A 19452-nucleotide genomic window follows, 5' to 3' on the forward strand; every position below is an offset into this window, starting at 1 on the left:
GGTTAGGTGTCGGATGCCGCTACTTCGCGTACATCAGCGTGCCGAAGCCGAGCTGGTCGTAGCCGCCGCTGGTCGAGCCGTAGTCACCGCCGCCTCCCTCGGGGGCGACCGAGAAGCACATCTGGGCGATGTACTTGTCGTCCAGGAGCAGCCGCCGACCGTAGTGGTAGTGCAGCATCGCCCAGACCGGGCGGACCTGGCCGCGGGAGCCGGAGCCGATCACTGTCTGCGACTGCTGGGAGCAGCTCTGGCCGCTGCCCCAGGTGTAGGTCGTGTACGGCACGTTCATGCCAAGGTTGTACTTGGCGACGTACTGGGCGGCCTTCATGAAGCGACGGCCGTCGTAGGAGTACAGGTCGGTGCCCTGGTTCCAGGCCATCTCGCAGAGCGCGCCCATCTGGCCCATGCCCATGACGGTGTGGCCCTGGTCGCGGCCGGACTCCTGCCACTGGCCGAGGTCGTAGCCCTCGACGTTCGGGTAGAGGAACGGGACCGCGCGCCCTATGGAGCCGTTGCCCCCTCCGTTCTTGAAGTAGTTCACGGCCTGGTCGTACTTGGCGCCGTCGTCGCACAGGATCCCGATGGCCATGATCGAGGCCATGTTGCACAGGTCCCAGTTGGCCCAGTAGTTGGTGATGCAGGCGTCGTTGTGCTCGAGGAGGAACCGGTTGTTGAGCGGGTAGAAGACGTTGAGCATCATCGTCTTGAACCGGTTGAGGTCGAACCCCGCGTAACCGCGCATGAGTTCGGCGGCCTGCGCGAACTGCCAGCCGTAGAGCCCGGCGGCGAGGTACCGGTCGGCGTTTCCGGTGATGCTGGTCAGCGTGGACGACCAGGCGTTGAGGATGCGCACGGCGCAGTCGCCGTGCGCGGCGGTGCCGGCCACGTTCCAGCGCAGTGCGTTCTGGTAGGCGGCGGCGATGTCGTTGTAGAGGAGCCCGTAGTTCTCCCCCGTGCCGCCACGGATGATGGTGGCCTGGGGGCGGGCCGTCCAGGTGGACTGTGAGTGGGAGTTGGCGGTCAGCCGGTTCCAGCCGGACAGCCAGGGGTCGTCGCCCGCGGCGACCCTGACCTTGGCGCGGTTGATGTCACCCCAGTTGTGCAGCATCCCGGGGTGCGTGAAGGTGGCGGGCGCCGCCGCCGCGGTGGTCGCGGCGGCGGCCGAGCCGCCTACGGCGAGGGCGGCGGTGAGGCCTCCCGCGGTCCGCAGGAGGCTGCGCCGGCTCACTTCTGGGTGATCACTGCTGGTGTGGGGGTTTGTGCGGCTCATTGCAGTGCATCTCCGTTCTAGGTGGGGGTGATGCTCACCTGCTCGAAATGCGTGGTGCTGCGGACCAGGGGGCTGCGCGAACAGACCACCAGGCCCACGTAGTAGGGGGCGTCGCCGAAGCCGGGGATCTCTCCCGCGGCGAGGGGGGTCCAGCTGACGCCGTCATCGGTGGAGACGGACGCGGTGAAGGCGGTCCCGGCGCGCTTCAGCCGCAGCAGACAGGGGGCGGTGACCGTGCCACTGCCCGTGAAAGTCGACCGACCGGCCACGGTCGTACGGAGCATCAGCTGAGCGCTGCTCCCGCCCGTGACGATCGCTCCGGCCGCCTGGTCGAACGGGGACAGTGACTTGGCCATGAGCAGCCCGACCCGGTCGCCGCTCGCCCCGTCCCGGGAGACGAGCCGGGCGGTGACCTCGCAGTCACCGGTGACCGGGCGTCGTACGAACTGTCCCGTCATCCCTTGGTTGTTGACGGTCAGGTCGCTCCCGGCGCCCCGCACGACGAAGGTCCCGTCCTCGTACGCGGTGCTGCCGGGGGTGGCGACGGCCACCACGCCGAGGGTCCCGAAGTCGCGGTCGTCGAGGACCACGTCGCCGAGGTCGCCGTACGTCCAGGGATCGGGCGGCGGCGTGCCGACCGTGAGCTTCAGCGTGCCGGTCCCGTCACCGGCGGCATTGCCGGCGGTGGTGGCGACGGTGAACTCGCCGGTCTCGGTGGGCGTTCCGGAGACGACACCCGTGCGCCTGTCGAGGCGCAGTCCGTCGGGCAGGCCGTCCGCGGTGAACTGCACGGGCTCGTGCGAGGCCCGCAGCAGGTGCCGGAAGGCGACGCCCTTGTTCGGATACGCGGTGGTGCCGGAGGTGAGTTGCGGTACCGACGGGGTCGGCATCGTCCCGGCGGCGGGCTCCGAGAGCGGACCGCGTCCGCCGCCGTTGGACTTCGCGACGACGTAGTGGTACGTCGTGCCGGGCGTTCCCGTCGCGTCCGCGTACCGGATGCGGGCACCGAATCCGACCGGGCCGATGCCCGTCGCGACCGTCTCGTACGGGCCGCCCGGGTCCGTGGACCGCAGCACCTTGTACCGGGCCGAGAGATCCGGGTCGGTCCAGGCCAGCTCCACGGCGTCGGCTCCGGCGGACGCCCGCAGATCGGCGGCGGTACGGGTGGGGCGGGGCGTGGTCCAGACGTCACCGACGGCCGACGACACCACGGAGACGTTGTCGAAGGCGCCGGTGCCGGTCTCGGCGTACTCCTCGTCGATGCCCAGACAGGAGGTGAGCGCGAGTCCGGCGTACGCGGTGCGCCCCAGCTCGACCTCGGTGGAGCCGACCTCGGTCCAGCGGATGCCGTCCGGGGAGATGGCTCCTGTACAGCGCCGTCCCTTGCGGGTGACGCGCACCCAGTACGGCATGCGCAGCCGGTAGCCGTCGCCCGCGCCCTCGACGTACGGGGCCTGAAGCGGTGTCGCCGACTCCGGCAGCTTGCCGAGGTCGGAGATCGGGAACGACGCCTTGCTGGTGATCGCCTGTTGTTGGGTGGGCGGCACAGGGGTGCTGCCGGTGGCGGAGACGGACGCCCCGGTCGTCGGGCGTACGGTCCACACTCCGCTCCAGGTGTGCAGCGGCAGGCCCTGGATCAGCATCGACGCGTGCGCGGCGTCCGCGTCGAGGGAGTCGCGGAGGGTGACGCCGATCTTGGAGTACTGCGAGCTGAGCGGGAACACGATGCGCGCGGTGACGGTGCCGTCGCCGGCCAGCGGCAGCTGGGCGAGGCGGTAGGTGTCGGCGGTGCCGCTCGCCTCCAGCACGAATCGCTCACCGTCGAAGACGGCGGAGCCAGGGGTCTTCACATCGCCGACGTCTCGCGTCGACCAGGGCTCCGGGAGTCCTGCGGTGGCGGCCACCGGACCTGAAGTGCCGCTGTTTCCCTGGGCGCCCGCGGCGGTGACCGTGTAGTAGTACGTTCGGCCCGCGTTCACGTCGCTGTCGGTGTACGCCGGCTTGCCGACTCCGGAGGCGATCTCCTCGTACGGGCCCTCGGGCCTGGCGGCCCGCCGGACGGTGTACTCGCCCGCCCACGCGGACGGCAGCCAGGCGACCGTGACGGCCTTGTCCTCGCCCACCGCCGTGACACCCGCCGGAACCGCGGGAACGGCAAGCGAGGGGGCCTTGGCTCCGGCGTAGGCGAAGGTGCCGAAGCTGGGCAGGTCGTCATTGCTGCCTTCGACGACGCGGGTGCCACCGGTGCCGCGGAAGACGGCCGCCTTGGTGTACGGGGTGTCGAGGCCGCGTACGCCGGCGTAGTGGGCGTACGCCATCTCGTAGATCGGCGGCAGGTTCCCGCGGCCGTTGGCGCCGAGGGCTTTTTTGATGTACTTGCCGGTGCGGTCGAGGTCGGTGGTGAAGGGCACGTCGCCGCCGAGGTTGTAGCGGGCGAGGTACTCGAAGTTGGCGAGGATGCGCTGGTCGTCGTAGCCCCACAGGTCGACGCCCTGGTTCCAGGCGACCTGGGCGGCGTCCGCGAGCAGACCGGCCGCGAGCTGTTCGTGACCCTGGTCGCGGCCGCTCTCCTGGCCCTGGCCCGCGTCGGTGACGATGCGGCCCCGGACGCTGCCGTTGCCCGCGCCGGCGGCGGCGAAGCGCAGCGCGTCCTCGAAGAGCGTGGGCTCCTCGCAGAACACTCCGATGGCCAGGATCGACTGAACACTCGTCAGGTCCCAGTTGCCGTTGGCGTAGAGCATGTAGCCGGATATGGCGGGATACCACACCCGCAGGAAGGATTCCTCGCAGCGGGCGATGTCCTTCGCGGTCCATCCGTCGTAGTCGCCGTGCCGCAGCAGCTCGGCCGCGTTGACGAACTTGAAGACCTGGAGCCCGGCGCCGAGCGGCCCGTCGGCCCCGGTGACCATCGTCAGGGACGCCGACCAGGCGTTGAGGATGTCGCGGGCCTTGTCGGCATGAGCACGGTTGCCCGTGACGCACCACATCAACGCGTTCTGGTAGGCGGCGGCCGAGTCGGCGACGGCCTGGTTCTGGAAGTTGGTGGGACCGCGGCCCCAGGAGGTGATCTGGCCGGTGTTCTGGATCGTGTACGTGGCCTTCGACCGGGCGTGGGCCGCGAACGTCAGGTATCCGTCGTAGACGGGCGATTCCTGCGCGGCGACCGCGGCTTTCATGCGCGCGAGGTCCGCGGCGCTGTGCAGCAGTCCGGGGTGGGTGAAGGCCCGAAGCCGGGTCTTGTCGTCCTGGGCCCACGCCGCCGGGGCGGCGGCGGACAGCAGTCCGCCGCCGGCCGCGGCCACGAGCCCCGCCGCGCCGAGGAAGGTACGTCGGCTGAGAGGAAGCACGGGTGACTCCTAGTGGTTCAGAGGTGCCGCATCACGCGTGCTGCACGGTGAGCGTGACGGTCTGCGTCGCGGTGCCCACGCTGTTGGTGGCGGAGACGGTGACCGTGAAGGTGCCGACGTTGTCCTCGGCGGTCCCGGAGATCAGACCGGTGTCGGTGTCGATGTCCAGCCCCTTCGGCAGCCCGTCGGCGTTGAACGACGTCGGCAGCCCGGAGGCCGTGATCAGGTAGTTGAAGACCTGGTTCTTGGTGGCCGTCGCCTCGTCCGGGCTGGTGACCTTGGGCGCGTCGCCGGCCGTGGCCTCGGTGGAGTTCAGGAACCGCGTGCTCAGCACGTGCTCGTTGGCGTAGGCCGGCATCATGTCCGTGAACTTGTACCAGCCGGGCTTCTTCATCCCGTTGCCGATGAACTTGCCGTTGATGACGAGGTTCTGGAAGGTGACGTTCTTGATGGCGTGGTCCGCGTCGTAGCCGACCATGACGGACGGGTTGGCGTGCGTTCCGGTGTACTTCAGATTCCGGATGAAGACCCCGTCGATGCCCCGTCCGACCGAGGTGTTGTAGCTCTTGTTGTACATGACCCGCATGTTGATCAGCTGACCCCAGCGGAAGTCGTCCACCCGGATGTCCTGGGCGCGGACGTTGCGCAGCAGGTTGCTGTCGCCCGGGTTGAGCGCGATGCAGCCCTGGTAGTCCATCTGCGGTTCGCGGTGGTCGAGGATGTCGATGTTGCTGAAGACGAGGTTCTCGATGGTCTCCGGCTTGTCGGTGTTGCCGTGCGTGCCGACGTTGATCGGGTGTGCGACATCCGCCCAGAGGGTGGAGTTGCGCACGGTGATGTTGCGGCAGTCGCCGTAGTACTCCCAGCGGTGGGCGTAGATCGCGATGCAGTCGTCGGAGTTGCGCATCCAGACGCCGTCGATCAGGACGTCCTCACTGCAGAAGACGTCGATGCCGTCGCCCCACTGGCCGTGGCTGTAGGAGTGCAGGTTGCGGACGGTGACCTGCTTCGACTGGCCGACGGTCACCGAGTAGCCGCTGCTCGGGTTGAGCACCATGATGCCGTCGATCTCGATGTTCTTGGAGAACTGCAGGAGGACACCGCTGGGCGAGTTGTACAGCACGCCGCGGCCGAGCAGACGGGCGTTCTCCACGTTGACGAACTCCACCCGGGACGTCAGCACCGCGCCGCCGGCCAGGTAGACCGTCTTGCCGCTGGGCACCTTCACCACGTTGTCGGTGGTCCTGTGCAGGCCGGGGCCGAAGTAGATGACGTCCGGATCGTCGGGGTCGGGCGCGTTCGACTCGATCGGGTTGGCGTGCAGCTGCAGGTTGTTGAAGATCTCGCCGTCGATCTCGATGGAGAGGTTGCGCGGCTCGGTGAGGGTGAAGCTCACCGTGGCGCCGTCCACCGTGAAGTCGGTGTCGTACGACAGCGGGCGGATCCGCGCGGAGCCGATGGTGCCCTTGGACGAGGTGACGGCGACCTCGACGGTGCCCTTGAAGTCGAAGGTGGCCACGGAGGAGTTGAAGACCGGACCGCTGCCCGTGTTCGCGTCGATCTGCTTCGCCCGGGCGCGGTAGACGGGCACCGTCTGCCATTCGCCGCCCGGTGTACGGGCCTTGACGGAGAAACTCGAGTTGGTCGGTACCCCGCTCGGAATGGGGTACACCACCAGCCGGTCGGACGCTCCGGGCGTGTCCTCGGCTCGGGCGGTGCCGGCCGCCGCGCCGATCAGTGAGTACGCGGCGGCGGTGGCGCCCGCGGCTTGGAGAACGGTGCGCCGGGACAGGCCGGCTCTCTGGGTCTCGTCCATGGAAACGTTCCTTCGTGGCAAGGAGGGTGAGGTAGGTGGCTTCGTCCGGAGGCTGCTGACGGCAGTCCGGAAGGCGGAGGCCAGGGGCGTCCGGACCGGTCCGTTACTTGAGGCCCGAGGTCGAGATGCCGGAGATGAAACCGCGCTGCATGATCAGGAAGAGCGCGAGCACGGGTACGACGTACATCACCGCGCCGGCTGCGACGACGTTGCCGAGCTGGGCGCCGTGCTGGTTGACGTAGCCGGTGGCGAGCTTGACCGCGAGAGTGGTGCGGGCGTCGTCCAGCAGCAGGGCCGGGGCGATGTAGTCGCCCCAGGTCCAGGAGAAGGACAGGATCAGACTGGTGGCGATGACCGGCCAGGACTGCGGCAGGAAGATCCGCCAAAAGATACGGATCTGCCCGCAGCCGTCGACGATCGCCGCCTCCTCCAGTTCCTTGGGCATGTTCGTGAAGAACTGCCGGAACAGGAAGATGAGATAGGGGGCGCCACTCAGACCCCACAGCACCCACGGCATGTAGGTGTTGGTCAGGTGGAGCTTGGCGAACATCAGATACGTCGGGATCAGGGTGATCACGGCCGGCAGCATCATCGTCGACAACAGCACGCTGAAGATGGGCTTCTTGCCCGGTGCCTCCAGCCGGGCGAAGCCGTAGCCCGCCCAGGCCGAGGCAAGGGTGACCAGCACCGCGTAGACGGTGGCGATCGTCAGCGAGTTGCGGGCGTAGCCGAGGTAGTCGAAGAGGGTCAGAGCCTGCTGGAAGTTGCCCAGGTCAGGCTCGTGCGGCCACCAGTGGATGGGGACGGCGCGCAGCTCGGACGACGCCTTGAGCGCGGTGATCGCGAGCCAGCCGAAGGGGCTGAGCATCAGCGCGAGGATCGCGATCAGAAGCATGTAGGTGGTGGTGCGCCGGGAGAGCACACTCATCGGACGCCTCCGATCGTGCGGGCCTTGGGCTTCGCCTGCTCCGGTTCCACGGAGTAGAAGACCGCGCCCTTGCTGAGCTTGAAGATGACGAAGGTGACGACGCAGATGATCGCGAAGAGCACCCACAGCAAGGCGGAGGCGTAACCGTAGCGGCCGTTGGCGAAGTACTCGGCGAAGACGTTGATCATGTAGAAGTAGTTGCTCTCGGGCACGGCCGTGACGCCCCTGGGAGTGGGGTCGAGCGCGATGAGCAGCGGCATGAAGCTCTGCAGCGAGCCGATGATGCCCGTGACGACCTGGAAGAAGATCACCGGGGACAGCAGTGGCAGGGTGATACGGGTGAAGGACTGCCAGGGACTGGCACCGTCCACCCTGGCCGCTTCGCCCAGTTCCCTGGGGATGTCCTGCAGGCCCGCGAGTGAGATGATCATGCCGTTGCCCACGGCCCACATGGTCAGCACGATCAGCACCCAGCGGGCGTAGGGGTCGACCAGCCAGTTGATGCCGTTGATACCGGCTATGTCCAGTACCCCGTTGGCCGATCCCGAGTCACGGTCGAAGATCAGCTTGAAGGTGAGGGCAGCACCCACCGGGGGCACCACCGCGGGCAGGTACAGCAGGGTGCGGAACACCCCGCGAGCCCGGATCGGCTGGTTCACCAGTACCGCGAGCAGCAGCCCCGCCGCGATCGTCAGCGGCACCGTGATCGCGGTGAACACCCCGGTGCGCCACAGGGAGTCCATCGTCTCCGGATCGGTGAACACCTCCCGGTAGTTGTCCAGCCCCACGAAACGCGAGTTCTGCGACAGCCCGTCCGCGTTGGTGAAACTCAGCCACAGGGCGTACCCCAGCGGGAAGGCCGTCAGGGCCACGAAGCCCAGCACCCAGGGCACGGTGAACACATAGAACGCCCGCGCCCGGCGGGTCCGCAGCGAGGGCGGCCTGCGCGTCGTGCCGGCCGGCGGCCGGGACGGGGACGACGGCGCCGTACCCGTCCCGGCCGCCTGATCGGTGAGCTGACCGGTGCTCACCCCACCAGCTCCTTGCCCTTGGCGATCTGGTCGTTCATGAGCTGGTTGAGCTCGTCGGCGACCTTGCCCGCGGACGTCTTGCCCTTGATCGCCTTCGGCAGCACCTTGTTGATCACGCCGTCCAGGGCGGCCAGCTGCGCGTACGGCGTGAACGTCAGCACCGAGAAGTGCTCGAGCTCCTGCTCCTGCACCTTGAACGCCTGCTTCTGGAACGCGGTGCTCTGCGGCATCTTCGGACGCAGCGACTTCAGGCTGGGGATGCCCCAACCGCCCGCGGCCCGCTCCTCGGCGGGCTTGCCACCGAAGTACTCCTCGAAGAACTTCCAGGCCCCGTCCTTGTTCTTGGCCGCCTTGGGGATCCAGAAGCCGGTGGCGCCGAAGCAGGGGCTGACGCGGTTGCTGCCGAGCTGCGGGGCGGGCGCGAAGCGCGACACCTCGGAGACCTTGGGGTCGGCCCCGATCGCCCCGCCGAACCAGTAGCCGTCCTCGGCCATCGCCATCCGCCCGGCCTGGTAGGTGGGCCAGTCCCAGCCGTCCGGGTTGGGGTTGGCGACGTTGGGGCCGATGTCCGCCCGCGCGTACTCCAGATACCACTTCAGCGCCTTCTGCGCCTCGGGCGAGGAGAAGTCGACCGAGGCGAGATCCTCGGCGAACAGGTTTCCGCCGGCCGAGACGGTCATCCCCATGAGCTGCGTGAAGGTTCCGAGCCCTGAGGCGTTCATCCCGTAGACCTTGACCTTGCCGAGCCGGCGCTTGGTCAGCTGCTTGCCCATGTCCAGCCACTCGTCGTACGACAGCGGCTCGGTCTCGCTGGGCATGTCCAGCTTCGCCGCCTCGAGCATGTCCGTGCGGTACCAGAACATCTGGTCCTGCGAGTAGTCCTTGGCCATGCCGTAACGGGGCCCCGCGCCCTGCTTCTTGCCGTCGAAACGCCAGACGTCGTTCACCGGGTCGAGGTCGGAGACCTTGAGCAGCGAGCTCTTGGCGAAGTACGGGTCCAGGTCGGTCATCAGCCCGCGGGCGGCGAAGTACGCCGTGTCCGTGGCACCCAGGCCGCGCACCAGGTCCGGCGGGTTCTTCGCCGCCAGCATCGCGTTGAGCTTGGTCGGGTCCAGAGCGACGAAGTTGACCTTCAGGCCCATCCCCTTCCCGGCAGCCTGGAGGACCTTCTTGTCATCCTCGGTGGACATGACGGTGATCGTCTTGCTGCCGCCCTTCGTACCGCCGTCACCCGAGCCGTCGTCGACGGAAGCGGCACAGCCGGGCAGGGCAGTCGCGGCGAGCGCCGCACCGGCGGAGGCGGCGAGGAACTGACGCCTCCCGAGGGAACCGGCGGGAGTGGACATATTTATTGGCCTTTCATGCGTGTGTACTGCTGGCTGGGGGACGAAGACAGGCGCATTGCGACGCGAGGCGCACCGGCATGAGTGCACATGAACGCAGCACCTCCTGCTTCCAGCCGTTCGAAATGACGACCACGGATCGACCTGTCCGCCTCAAAGAGGCCCGACTGTCGGCAACCGGTTGCCATGTGTCTGGGCAGAGCTTCTTCCTGTCCGGAATCTGCGTCAAGACTCTTGACGAACTTTCGAAAAGAACGTGTAACCTCGGCGCCATGAGCCAGAAGGCCGGAGGATCGCTGCGGAGCCTGCGACGGTCGAACCAAGAGCAGCTCATCGCCCTGCTTCTAGCCCAAGGGCCCGCCCATCGGGCCGAGTTGGCACGTAAGGCCGGTGTGTCACGGACGACGGTGTCGACCATCGTCAGCGAGCTGATGGCGCGCGGCTTGATCATCACGGCGGACGCGGAACCGCATGACGATCTCGACGGCAGAGCTGGAAACCGGTTGCTGGTCAACCCGCGAGCGGCGGTCGTGGCGGGCATGAACCACACCTTCGACGGCGTCTTCGTCCAGCTGAGCGATCTGGCTTCGAGGGAGATCGCCAGCTCCGGCACGGCACTGGACGCCGGCACCGGCCCGGCCGAGCGCATCGAGGCCGGTACGTCGATCCTCCAACGGCTGCTCGGCACCGCCGAGCTGGACAGACGCCAGGTCATCGGCGTGGGCGTGGGCGTACCCGGGCCCATCCACCGAGAGACCGGAGTGGTGGGGGTGTCCCTGCCGGGCCAGCCCTGGTCGGAGGTACACGCCGCCGAGGAGTTCGGCCGGGCCCTCGGCCTGCCGGTCACCGTGGAGAACAACGCACGCCTGGAGGGCTTGGCCGAGGCACGCTGGGGCGCCGGCCGCGGGGTGGCGAACCTGCTGTACTTCGGCCTGTCCAGCGGCATCGGATCCGGCCTGATCCTCGACGGACGGCTGTACCGCGGAGCGGTGGGCGCCGCGGGCGAGCTGGGCCATATGTCGGTGAGCATCGACGGGCCGCCCTGCCCCTGCGGCAACCAGGGCTGTCTGGTGCTGCACGCCGGCCTCCCCGCCGCGTTCGCCGCGCTGCGGCCCGTGTTCGGCAAGGACATGACTCTGGAGGAGATGCTGGCCCGCACGGCGGCCGGGGACCGCGCCGGCGACCAGGTGTTCACCGAGGTGGGTACCGTGGTCGGCCGGGTCCTCGCCAACCTGTGCAATCTGCTCAACCCCGAACGCATCGTGGTGGGTGGCGAGTTGTCCCGGGCGGGCGAGGTGCTGCTGGCCCCGATGCGGGACGCGATACGCCGCCACGCCCTGGCCCTCGTCCGCGAGGTGGACCTCGTGCCCGCCGAGCTGGGGCTCGGCGCCCGGGTCGGTGCGCTCGGCGGCGCCGCACTCGTCCTCAGCGAGACACCCGACCTGGCCGCCGCGCTCAACCGGATGTCCGTGAACGGGATCACCGTGTGACGAGCGGCGTCAGCGTCGGTGTGGGCGTGGCGTCGGTGTGGGCGCGGGCGTTGCGTCGGTGTGGGCGCGGGCAGAAGCGAGGCAGGGCCGATGAAGTCCGGATCTCTGTTTTGTCGGCACACAGGGCATGCGCGCCGAGACAGCGGGCACCGTCCGGCGGTCAGCGGGGCACCGCCGCTGACCACCGGACGTTCGGGGCCCGATCCCGGTCCGATCACCGGTCCAGGTCGCGCAGTTCGAACCAGTCGAAGTCCGCGGGGACGCGGGTGCCGTTCAGGTCCTGGACGCAGACCCCGACGAACGCGCCGGTGAACCGCAACCGGTCTCCGTAGTCGTCGCTGAGCTTGCTCGCGTCCAGGATCCGCCCCACGGGGCGCCAGTCCGCGCCGTCCGGCGAAGCCGAGAAGCGCAGCTCCGCGCCGTCGAAGCGGGCTCTCAGGTACACCAACGGCCAGTCGTCCACGTCGAGTTCGCTGTCCTCGAGTTCGCCGTAGACGCCGTTGTCGGTGAGGACGACACCCAGCACACGGCCCTTGCCCTCGGAGTGCGTCAGCCGCAGGTAGTAGTGCGTCGACGTGTCGTACCAGCAGATCAGGCCCGCGAGCTGGCTGAAGTGCCCCGGGCGGAAGTCGACGACCGTCGTCGCCTCACAGTGGACCGAGGTAAGCCGCTGGGCGACCAGGCTCTGGTCGTAGCGCGAGTGCAGGCTCTGCCGCCCGCGCAGCCGCAGATGCCCGGGGCGCTCGGCGAGCGTCAGCCAGTCGGGGCCGGCGGGCGTGCGCAGTGTGCTCCAACGGCCGTCCACGGATGCCGAGTCGAAGTCGTCGCGCCCGCCGGGCGCGACGACCGGTCCCGGCTCCACCCCCGTGGGTGCCGGCACCTCCAGACTCGGCAGCCGTCCCCCATCGGCCAGCCGCAGCCAGCCGTCGTCCGTCCACTCCACCCGCTGCAGACACGTCTCGCGGCCCAGGACGCAGCGCGGCCCGTCCGGCGTCCGCACAGGGCGTGCGGCCAGATGCGCGAGGTACCACTCCCCCTCCGGTGTTTCGACCAGCTCGCCGTGCCCCGCCTTCTGCAACGGCCAGTCCGGGGTGTCCCGAGTGGTCAACAGCGAGCCGTGCGGGTCGAGTTCGTACGGCCCCGTCAGCTCGCGTGAGCGGGCCATGAGGATGCCGTGGTTCCAGCCCGTGCCGCCCTCGGCGAGCATCAGGTGGTACCAGCCGTCCCGGCGGTAGACGTTGGGCCCCTCGATGAGCTCCTCGTGCCGGAGGATCGTGCGCGGCTGCCCGATCAGGGACCGCCCCGCGGCGTCGTACTCCTGGAGCAGGATCCCGGCGAACGAGGGGTGTCCCACGCGCGGGTCCCACTGGATGTTCAGCAGCCAGCTGCGGCCGTCCTCGTCGTGGAAGAACGACGGGTCGAAGCCGGAGGAGTTCAGGAAGACCGGCTCCGACCAGGGGCCCTCGATCGACGGCGCCGTGATCAGGTAGTTGTCGACGTCCTTGTAGGGGTGCCCGATGGTGCGGACGACGCTGTAGACGAGCCAGAACTGCCCGTCGTGGTACGACAGCGAGGGCGCCCACACCCCGGCCGAGTCGGCGACTCCGCGCAGGTCGAGCAGATCGGTACGGTCCAGGATGTGGCCGGCCGGCTCCCAGTGGACGAGATCGGTCGAGCGGTGCACGGGCACGCCCGGGAACCACTCGAAGGTCGAGGTGGCGAGATAGTAGTCCGCACCGGCGCGCACGATGCTCGGGTCCGGGTGGAATCCGGGCAGCACGGGATTGCGGAGGTGGCCCGCGGTCATGCAGGTCCTTTCACAGGTGGCTTACGGAGGTGGGGGCAGCCCTCGACCGGGCGCGCGCCCGTCACTGGGGTCAGCCCTTGACGGCGCCCTGCATCACACCGGCGACGATCTGCTTGGACAGCAGAAGGAAGACGACGAGCAGCGGCAGTACACCGATGGCGGCGCCGGAGAGGATGAGCGTGTAGTCGAGGGCGTAGCCGCTGGCGAGCGAGGACAGCGCCGTCTGCACGGTGGGCGTCACGGACGGGTCGAGGACGATCAGCGGCCACATGAAGTCGTTCCAGGTGGCCATGAAGGTGAACATGGCGAGCACGGCCGCCTGCGGGCGGACAGCGGGCATCGCCACATGCCAGAAGATGCCGAGCGTGGAGCAGCCGTCGACCCGGGCGGCCTCGACGAGTTCGTACGGCACGGCCTCGTCGCAGGCCTGCCGCATCCAGAAGACGGCGAAGGCGCTGACGAGCGCCGGGACGATGACGGCCTTGAGGGTGGCGATCCAGCCGAGCTCGCCCATCAGCATGTACAGCGGGATCATGCCGAGTTGGGTGGGGAGCATCGCGGTGATGACGACGGTGACGAAGAGCGCGTTGCGGCCGCGGAACGGCAGCTTGGCGAAGGCGAATCCGGCGAGCGAGGCCAGGAACACGCAGCAGACCGTCACCGTGCTGGAGATGATCATGGAGTTGCGCAGCGCGAGCCAGAAGTCGACGGTGTCGTAGACGCGTTGGATGTTGTGGAACAGGTTGCCGCCCGGCGTGAGGGTGAGCGCGGAGTCGCCGATCGCCGAGTTGTCGCGGGTGGGCAGGACGAAGGAGTAGTAGAGGGGGAAGAGGGAGGCTGCCATGACGCCGACGAGGGTGGCGTAGACGAGGGCGCCGGACCGTTCGGTGCGCGGGCGCGGGCGGGGGCGGGGCGCGGGACGCAGAGCGAGGGCCATGGTGGTGTCAGTCCTTCGACGCGATGCGCCGCGACAGCGCGTAGTTGATGCCGGAGACGACGGCGATGAGCAGGAACATCACCCAGGCGAGGGTGGCGGCGTAGCCCGCGTTGAACTCGCGGAAGCCCTTCTCGTAGAGGTACATCATCAGTGTCTGGAACTGCCGGTCGCTGCCGCCGGTGCCCTCCGTGCCCTGCACGTCGAAGAGCTGGGGTTCGGCGAAGGTCTGCATACCGATGATCGTCGACATCACCACGCAGAAGACGATGGTGGGACGGATCGAGGGCACGGTGATCGACCAGAAGATCCGCCGCTTCGAGGCGCCGTCGAGCATGGCCGCCTCGTTGAGCTCGTGCGGGACACCCTGCATCGCGGCGAGGAAGATCAGCGCGAAGTAGCCGGCCCAGCGCCAGATGATGATGGTCGAGACGGCGATGATCGCGGACCAGCGGTTCGCCTGCCAGTTGATCCGGTCGAAACCGACCAGTTCCAGGACGTCGTTGAAGATGCCGGTCTGGTAGCCGAAGAGCTGCGCGAAGACAAGGCTGACGGCGACCACGGAAATGACGTGCGGCAGCACGACGCCGGCCCGCCAGAACGCGCTGCCGCTCAGTTTCCGGTTGAGGACGGCGGCGAGCCACAGGGCGGCGAGCAGTTCGCCGCCGGTGCCGAGCACCAGCAGGAGCCCGGTGTTGAGCAGGGCGTTCCAGAAGTAGGCGTCGGCGAACAGGTCCTGGTAGTTGCCGAGGCCCGTCCAGCCCTGGTCGCCTTCGATGATCGCCCACTCGTGGAACGAGATCCAGCCGGTGTACAGCAGCGGGTAGACGGCGAAGACACCGAAGATGACGAAGAACGGCAGGATGAACAGGTACGGGGTGTAGCGCAGGTCGAACCGCGAGATGCGGCTGCGCCAGGGGCTGCGTGGGCGCCGCCGCGCGGCGGGGGCCTCGGGGGCCTCCGCCGCGCGGGGCAGTTCGGTGACGCTCACCCGGCGACCTTCTTGGCGTCCTCGATCGCCTGGTCCCAGGCCGCTTCCGGCTTCTGCTTGCCCTGTTCGACGCGGAGCAGGGCGTTCATGAAGGCGGAGGCGACGTCGCTGTCCTTGGTGCCGCGGTAGATGGGTTCCATGGAGTCGGCGGCCTGCGCGAAGATCTTGCCGGTGGGAGCGTTGGAGAAGTACGGGTCCTTCTTCGCCTGCACCTCGGGGTCGTTGTAGACCTTCGGGTGGCTGGAGAGGTAGCCCTCATCGAGGAAGAGCTGCTTCTGGGTCTTGGACGAGGTCAGCCAGCGGGCGAGCTCGACGGCTTCCTTCGGGTGCTTGGTCTGCTTGGGCACCATGAGGTAGGACCCGCCCCAGTTGCCGCCCTCGGGGGCCGCGGCGACCGACCACTTACCGGCGTTGTCGGGGCCCGAGGCCTCCTTGGTGCGGTCGAGTTTCCACGCCGGGCAGACAGCGGTTGCCGCTTTGCCGGTCTTCAGGGCGTTGGCCATTTCCGGGGAGAAGGGCGGGTATCCGCCGCTGACCTTTCGCACCGACATGTTCGCCGCGGTGAGGAAGTCCTGCTTGAGTTCGGTGTTCTTGTCGGCGATGAAGGAGTCGTCGGATTCCGCGAAGAAGGTCTCCTTGTGCTGGTTGCCCATGCCGACCCAGATGTCGCCCGTGTTGGCCGTGAAAGAGGCGTTCTTGACCTTCTTGGAGAACTTCTCGCCGGTGGCCGTGAAGTCGTCCCAGGTGGGCCAGAGTTCGGCGACCTTCTCCGGCTCGGTGGGCAGTCCGGCCTTCTTGAAAAGGTCGGTGCGGTAACAGATGCCGAGGCCCCCGATGTCGGTGCGCAGGCCCATCACGAACTTGCCGTCCTCGACCGTTCCGGCGTCGTAGGCCCACTGCACCCAGGGGTCGTCCGTGTTGTTGACGCCGTGGTCGGCGAGGTTGAGGAACCGCTCGTGACTGGGCTTGAACTTGCCGATGATGTCGTCGCCGACACCGACGACGTCGGCGGCGCCACGGTTCGCCGCGAGCTGGGTGACGAGTTTCTTCGGAAGGTCCTCGACCAGGACTTCCTTGACCTTGATGCCGGGGTGGGTCTTCTCGAACTCCTTGTAGAGGTTCCGGTAGCCGTAGTCGACATGTGTCGTGACCGTCAGCGTGACGGTCCCGCCGTTCGCGCTGTCCGAGGAACCTCCGCCGCAGCCGGACGCCGTGAGGGCGATGACCGCGGCGCCGGCCGCCACCCGTACTCCATGGCTGGCGTGATGTCTCATGCCCTCACCCCTCTGTTTCACCGCGATCGGCACTCGGCCCGCGTTCTTCGAATTTCGAAAAGTTTCGATGCCCGAGCGGCGCCGGAATCCCCGGCCCGCACGCCGTGTCAAGGCGCGCTCAATGTAGGAACCGGTTGTTGGGCGGTCAATGTTTCGGGCGCGTGAGAATCCCTATTCGAAAGTTTCGATGCTCTCGCGGGCCGCCGAGTCACACCGGCGGCAGCGGCTGTTCCGCCCAGATCGTCTTGCCGTTGCCGGTCTGCCGGCTGCCCCAGCGCTGCGTGAGCTGGGCGACGAGCAGCAGGCCGCGCCCGCCCTCGTCGAAGACATGCGCGCGGCGCAGATGCGGTGAGGTGGAGCTGCCGTCGGAGACCTCGCAGATCAGCGCGCGGTCCCGGATCAGGCGTAGCTGGATGGGCGGTTCTCCGTACCGGATCGCGTTGGTGACCAGTTCGCTGACGACCAGTTCGGTCACGAAAGCCGTCTCGTCCAGGCCCCATTCGGTCAGCTGCTCGATGGCGTACTGCCGCGTGGCGGCCACACGTTCGGGATCCGGCGAGATGTCCCAGGTGGCCACCTGGTCGGCGCCCAGCGCACGGGTGCGGGCCAGCAGCAGGGCCACGTCGTCGGCGGGCTGTGCCGGCAGCACGGACTTCAGCACCGCGTCGCACAGGGCGTCCAGTGAGTCGGTGGGGACGGTCAGCGCACGGCACAGCTCGGCGCTGGCGCGGTCGAGGTCGCGGTCGCGGCCCTCGATCAGCCCGTTCGTGTAGAAGGCGATCAGCGAGTCCTCGGGCAGCTCCAGTTCCGCCGCCTCGAAGGGCAGGCCCCCCACCCCGAGCGGCGGCCCCGCGGACATCGTGACGATCCGTGCGGTGCCGTCGGGCAGGAGGACGGCCGGTGGCGGATGTCCGGCACCGGCCAGGGTCAGACGGCGCGACACGGGATCGTAGACCGCGTACAGGCAGGTCGCGCCTTGCTCGGCGACATCCTCGTCACCCACGTCCGTCGCCAGGTGGATCACCAAGTCGTCGAGGTGGGTGAGGAGTTCGTCCGGCGGCAGATCCACGTCGGCGAGGGTCCGTACGGCCGTACGCAGGCGCCCCATGGTCGCGGACGACTGGATGCCGTGTCCCACCACGTCGCCCACGACCAGAGCGACCCGGCTGCCGGACAGCGGGATCACATCGAACCAGTCGCCGCCGATACCGGCCACCGCGTGGCTGGGGAGGTAGCGGTGGGCCACCTCCACCGCCGCCTGTCCGGGCAGCCCCCGCGGCAGCAGGCTGTGCTGGAGTGTCAGCGCGGTCGACCGCTCACGGGCGAACCGGCGGGCGTTGTCCACACAGACGGCGGCCCGGCTGGCCAGTTCCTCGGCGAGTGCGACGTCGTCACCGGCGTACGGGTCGGGGTTCGCGACCCGGATGAAGACCGCGACCCCGAGCGTGGTGCCACGGGCGCGCAGCGGCACGGCCAGCAGTGAGTGAACGACCACTCCGTACTCACGGTCCTTGGCGTGTCGCGCCTCGTGGCCGCTGAGCCACTGGTCGAAGTCCGGCTCCCCGGCCCTGCTGAGCACCGCCCGTCCGTCCAGCAGGGCCCGCGCGGGCGGCGAGAACGGCGGATAGGTGTCCTCCTCGCCCAGCTCGACGGCCGCCTCCGGTGTCCCCGTGGTGACGGACCGGTGCGCGACCCGGCGCAGCACGACATGGGTGCCCTCCGCCGCCGACGGTTCGTCCGCTCGCAGAACCCAGTCGAGCAGGTCCACGCTGGCGAAGTCCGCGAATCGCGGCACGACCAGGCCCAGCAGCTCATCGGCGGTCCGGACCACGTCCAAGGTGGTCCCGATGCCGGCCGCGGCCTCGTTCAGCAGGGCCAGCCGCTGCCGGGCCCAGTGCTGCTCGCTGCTGTCGAACGCGGCCATGGCGACCGCGGCCATGGCGCCGGAGGCGTCGCGCACCGGCCACATCTCGATGTTCCACGCGTGCTCCCGGCTCCCGGACGGCGCACTGGTGTAGCTCTCGTAGTGCACGGGTCTGCCGGTCCTGGTCACCTCGCGCAGGTGCTGGAGAAACCCCCGGCTGGTCCGGTCCTCCGGCACGGTGTCCAGGTAGAACCGCCCCACCAGGGCGTCCTCGCCGACCCCCATCACCCGGCAGGCCACGTCGTTGAGCCGCAGACAACGCTGGTCCGTGCTGAAGGCGGACATCGAGACGGACGCCTGCTGGAACGACAGTCCCGCCAAGTTCGGTTCGGGCTCCGGCTCCCCCGGCCGGGCGGAGATGACCATGAACGCGTGCGGTTCGCCGTCCTGGCCCAGCACGGCCTGCGCCGTCAACGCGAGCTCGACACGGTGGCCGTCCCGGTGCCGCACGACGACCTCACCGGCCAGCGCGGCCACCGCCCCCGGTGATACGTCCTCGGCGAGCAGCTCCGCCGCCGCCCCTCCCACGACGTCCTCGGCCGCATATCCCGTCAGCCGCCGGGCACCGTCGCTCCACCCCGTCACCGTGCCCTGTGCATCGATGATCGCCGCAGCGGCGACATGCTCCATACGCCCCAGAATGATCCCTTCACGGCTTTCCCTCAACCCGGTCACCGCTGTCAGGAGCGCGTCATGAATCCAGGGGTTGCCGCATGATCAGGCGCTGGTTCGTCTACTGCCCCGCCGTGGTCGGCGCGGCCGGGGCGGCTTCCTGTGTGGCGTCCGTTTCGGCATAGGAGAGGAAGTCGTCGACCATGCGGTGAAAGAGCGTGGCGAGCTGTCGCAGTTCTTCGGGCGACCAGTCGGCCAGGGCCAGCTGCATGCCGCGAGCGCTGGACTCACGGATGCGCCGCACGGCCTCCTGACCGGTCGGGGTGAGCTGGATGCGCTGGGCGCGTCGGTCGTCGGGGTCGGGGACGCGCGTGACGTAGCCGGCCTTCATCAGCTGCTGCACCTGACGGGTGACGTGGGAGGCTTCCACGGCGAGCCGGTTCGCCAGCTCACCGGGACGCATGGGCTCCGAGTCTGCGATCTGCCGCAGGAGGGCCACCGCGGCACGGTCCAGCGGCACGCCGGCCAGCGCCATGAGGCGGTCGTGCTGTCGGGCCCGGCTGATCAGATAGGAAATGCGAGTGAGAGCTCGCTCGATCTCGATCACTTCCGTCGACGCGGAGTCGGGCAGGGGTGATGGTGTGGACATACACACCACTTTACCATCTCATTGCCTAACTCAAGT

The 19452-nt window shown here is 68.7% G+C and carries 13 protein-coding genes; 1 reads left to right on the top strand and 12 read right to left on the bottom strand.

From position 1 onward, the window contains the following. Positions 1–19 precede the first annotated feature (19 nt). From FGD71_RS14625 to FGD71_RS14650, 6 genes are all read right to left on the bottom strand, one after another. The gene (locus tag FGD71_RS14625; RefSeq protein ID WP_119100880.1) at positions 20–1270 is read right to left on the bottom strand and encodes an alginate lyase family protein; all 1251 of its coding nucleotides are present in this window, start codon (positions 1268–1270) and stop codon (positions 20–22) included. A gap of 17 nt (positions 1271–1287) precedes the next feature. Continuing rightward, on the bottom strand, positions 1288–4617 hold the full coding sequence (locus FGD71_RS14630; protein ID WP_119100881.1) for an alginate lyase family protein: 3330 nt from the start codon (positions 4615–4617) through the stop codon (positions 1288–1290). Positions 4618–4648: 31 nt separating this feature from the next. Further along, positions 4649–6433 carry an Ig domain-containing protein gene (locus FGD71_RS14635; RefSeq protein ID WP_119100882.1) on the bottom strand — a complete coding sequence of 595 codons (1785 nt, stop codon included), beginning with the start codon at positions 6431–6433 and terminating at the stop codon, positions 4649–4651. Positions 6434–6536: 103 nt separating this feature from the next. Beyond that, positions 6537–7361: a carbohydrate ABC transporter permease gene (locus FGD71_RS14640; RefSeq protein WP_119100883.1), complete on the bottom strand. Its 825-nt coding sequence runs from the start codon at positions 7359–7361 to the stop codon at positions 6537–6539. Next, on the bottom strand, positions 7358–8392 hold the full coding sequence (locus FGD71_RS14645) for a carbohydrate ABC transporter permease (protein ID WP_119100884.1): 1035 nt from the start codon (positions 8390–8392) through the stop codon (positions 7358–7360). The genes FGD71_RS14640 and FGD71_RS14645 overlap by 4 nt, the downstream gene beginning before the upstream one ends. After that, positions 8389–9738 (bottom strand): extracellular solute-binding protein, encoded by a 1350-nt coding sequence (locus FGD71_RS14650; protein ID WP_119100885.1) that lies wholly within the window; start codon positions 9736–9738, stop codon positions 8389–8391. Before FGD71_RS14650 ends, FGD71_RS14645 begins: the two co-directional genes overlap by 4 nt. Before the next feature lie 269 nt (positions 9739–10007). On the opposite strand from FGD71_RS14650, the gene FGD71_RS14655 reads away from it, so the two are divergent. Beyond that, positions 10008–11225, top strand: a complete 1218-nt coding sequence (locus FGD71_RS14655) for an ROK family transcriptional regulator (protein ID WP_162931127.1) — start codon at positions 10008–10010, stop codon at positions 11223–11225. 214 nt (positions 11226–11439) lie between these two features. Here the strand turns inward: FGD71_RS14655 and FGD71_RS14660 are convergent, their stop codons facing one another. The 6 genes from FGD71_RS14660 to FGD71_RS14685 all read right to left on the bottom strand — a co-directional run bounded on the left by FGD71_RS14660 (position 11440) and on the right by FGD71_RS14685 (position 19416). Beyond that, a complete protein-coding gene (locus FGD71_RS14660; protein WP_119100887.1) occupies positions 11440–13032 on the bottom strand; it encodes a glycoside hydrolase family 43 protein in 1593 nt (530 codons plus the stop codon). A gap of 70 nt (positions 13033–13102) precedes the next feature. Beyond that, complete coding sequence (locus FGD71_RS14665; RefSeq protein ID WP_119100888.1) at positions 13103–13969, bottom strand: carbohydrate ABC transporter permease; 867 nt, start codon at positions 13967–13969, stop codon at positions 13103–13105. Positions 13970–13976: 7 nt separating this feature from the next. Continuing rightward, positions 13977–14957: a carbohydrate ABC transporter permease gene (locus tag FGD71_RS14670; RefSeq protein WP_119100889.1), complete on the bottom strand. Its 981-nt coding sequence runs from the start codon at positions 14955–14957 to the stop codon at positions 13977–13979. Beyond that, entirely contained in the window at positions 14954–16231 is a 1278-nt protein-coding gene (locus FGD71_RS14675; RefSeq protein ID WP_119100890.1) for an extracellular solute-binding protein, read from the bottom strand. Before FGD71_RS14675 ends, FGD71_RS14670 begins: the two co-directional genes overlap by 4 nt. 208 nt (positions 16232–16439) lie before the next feature. Continuing rightward, positions 16440–18785 (bottom strand): ATP-binding SpoIIE family protein phosphatase, encoded by a 2346-nt coding sequence (locus FGD71_RS14680; RefSeq protein ID WP_119100891.1) that lies wholly within the window; start codon positions 18783–18785, stop codon positions 16440–16442. A gap of 103 nt (positions 18786–18888) precedes the next feature. Further along, positions 18889–19416 carry a MarR family winged helix-turn-helix transcriptional regulator gene (locus FGD71_RS14685; RefSeq protein ID WP_119100892.1) on the bottom strand — a complete coding sequence of 176 codons (528 nt, stop codon included), beginning with the start codon at positions 19414–19416 and terminating at the stop codon, positions 18889–18891. Positions 19417–19452: the final 36 nt, after the last annotated feature.

It is taken from the genome of Streptomyces sporangiiformans, assembly GCF_005768555.2.
Classification (GTDB): Bacteria; Actinomycetota; Actinomycetes; order Streptomycetales; family Streptomycetaceae; genus Streptomyces; species Streptomyces sporangiiformans.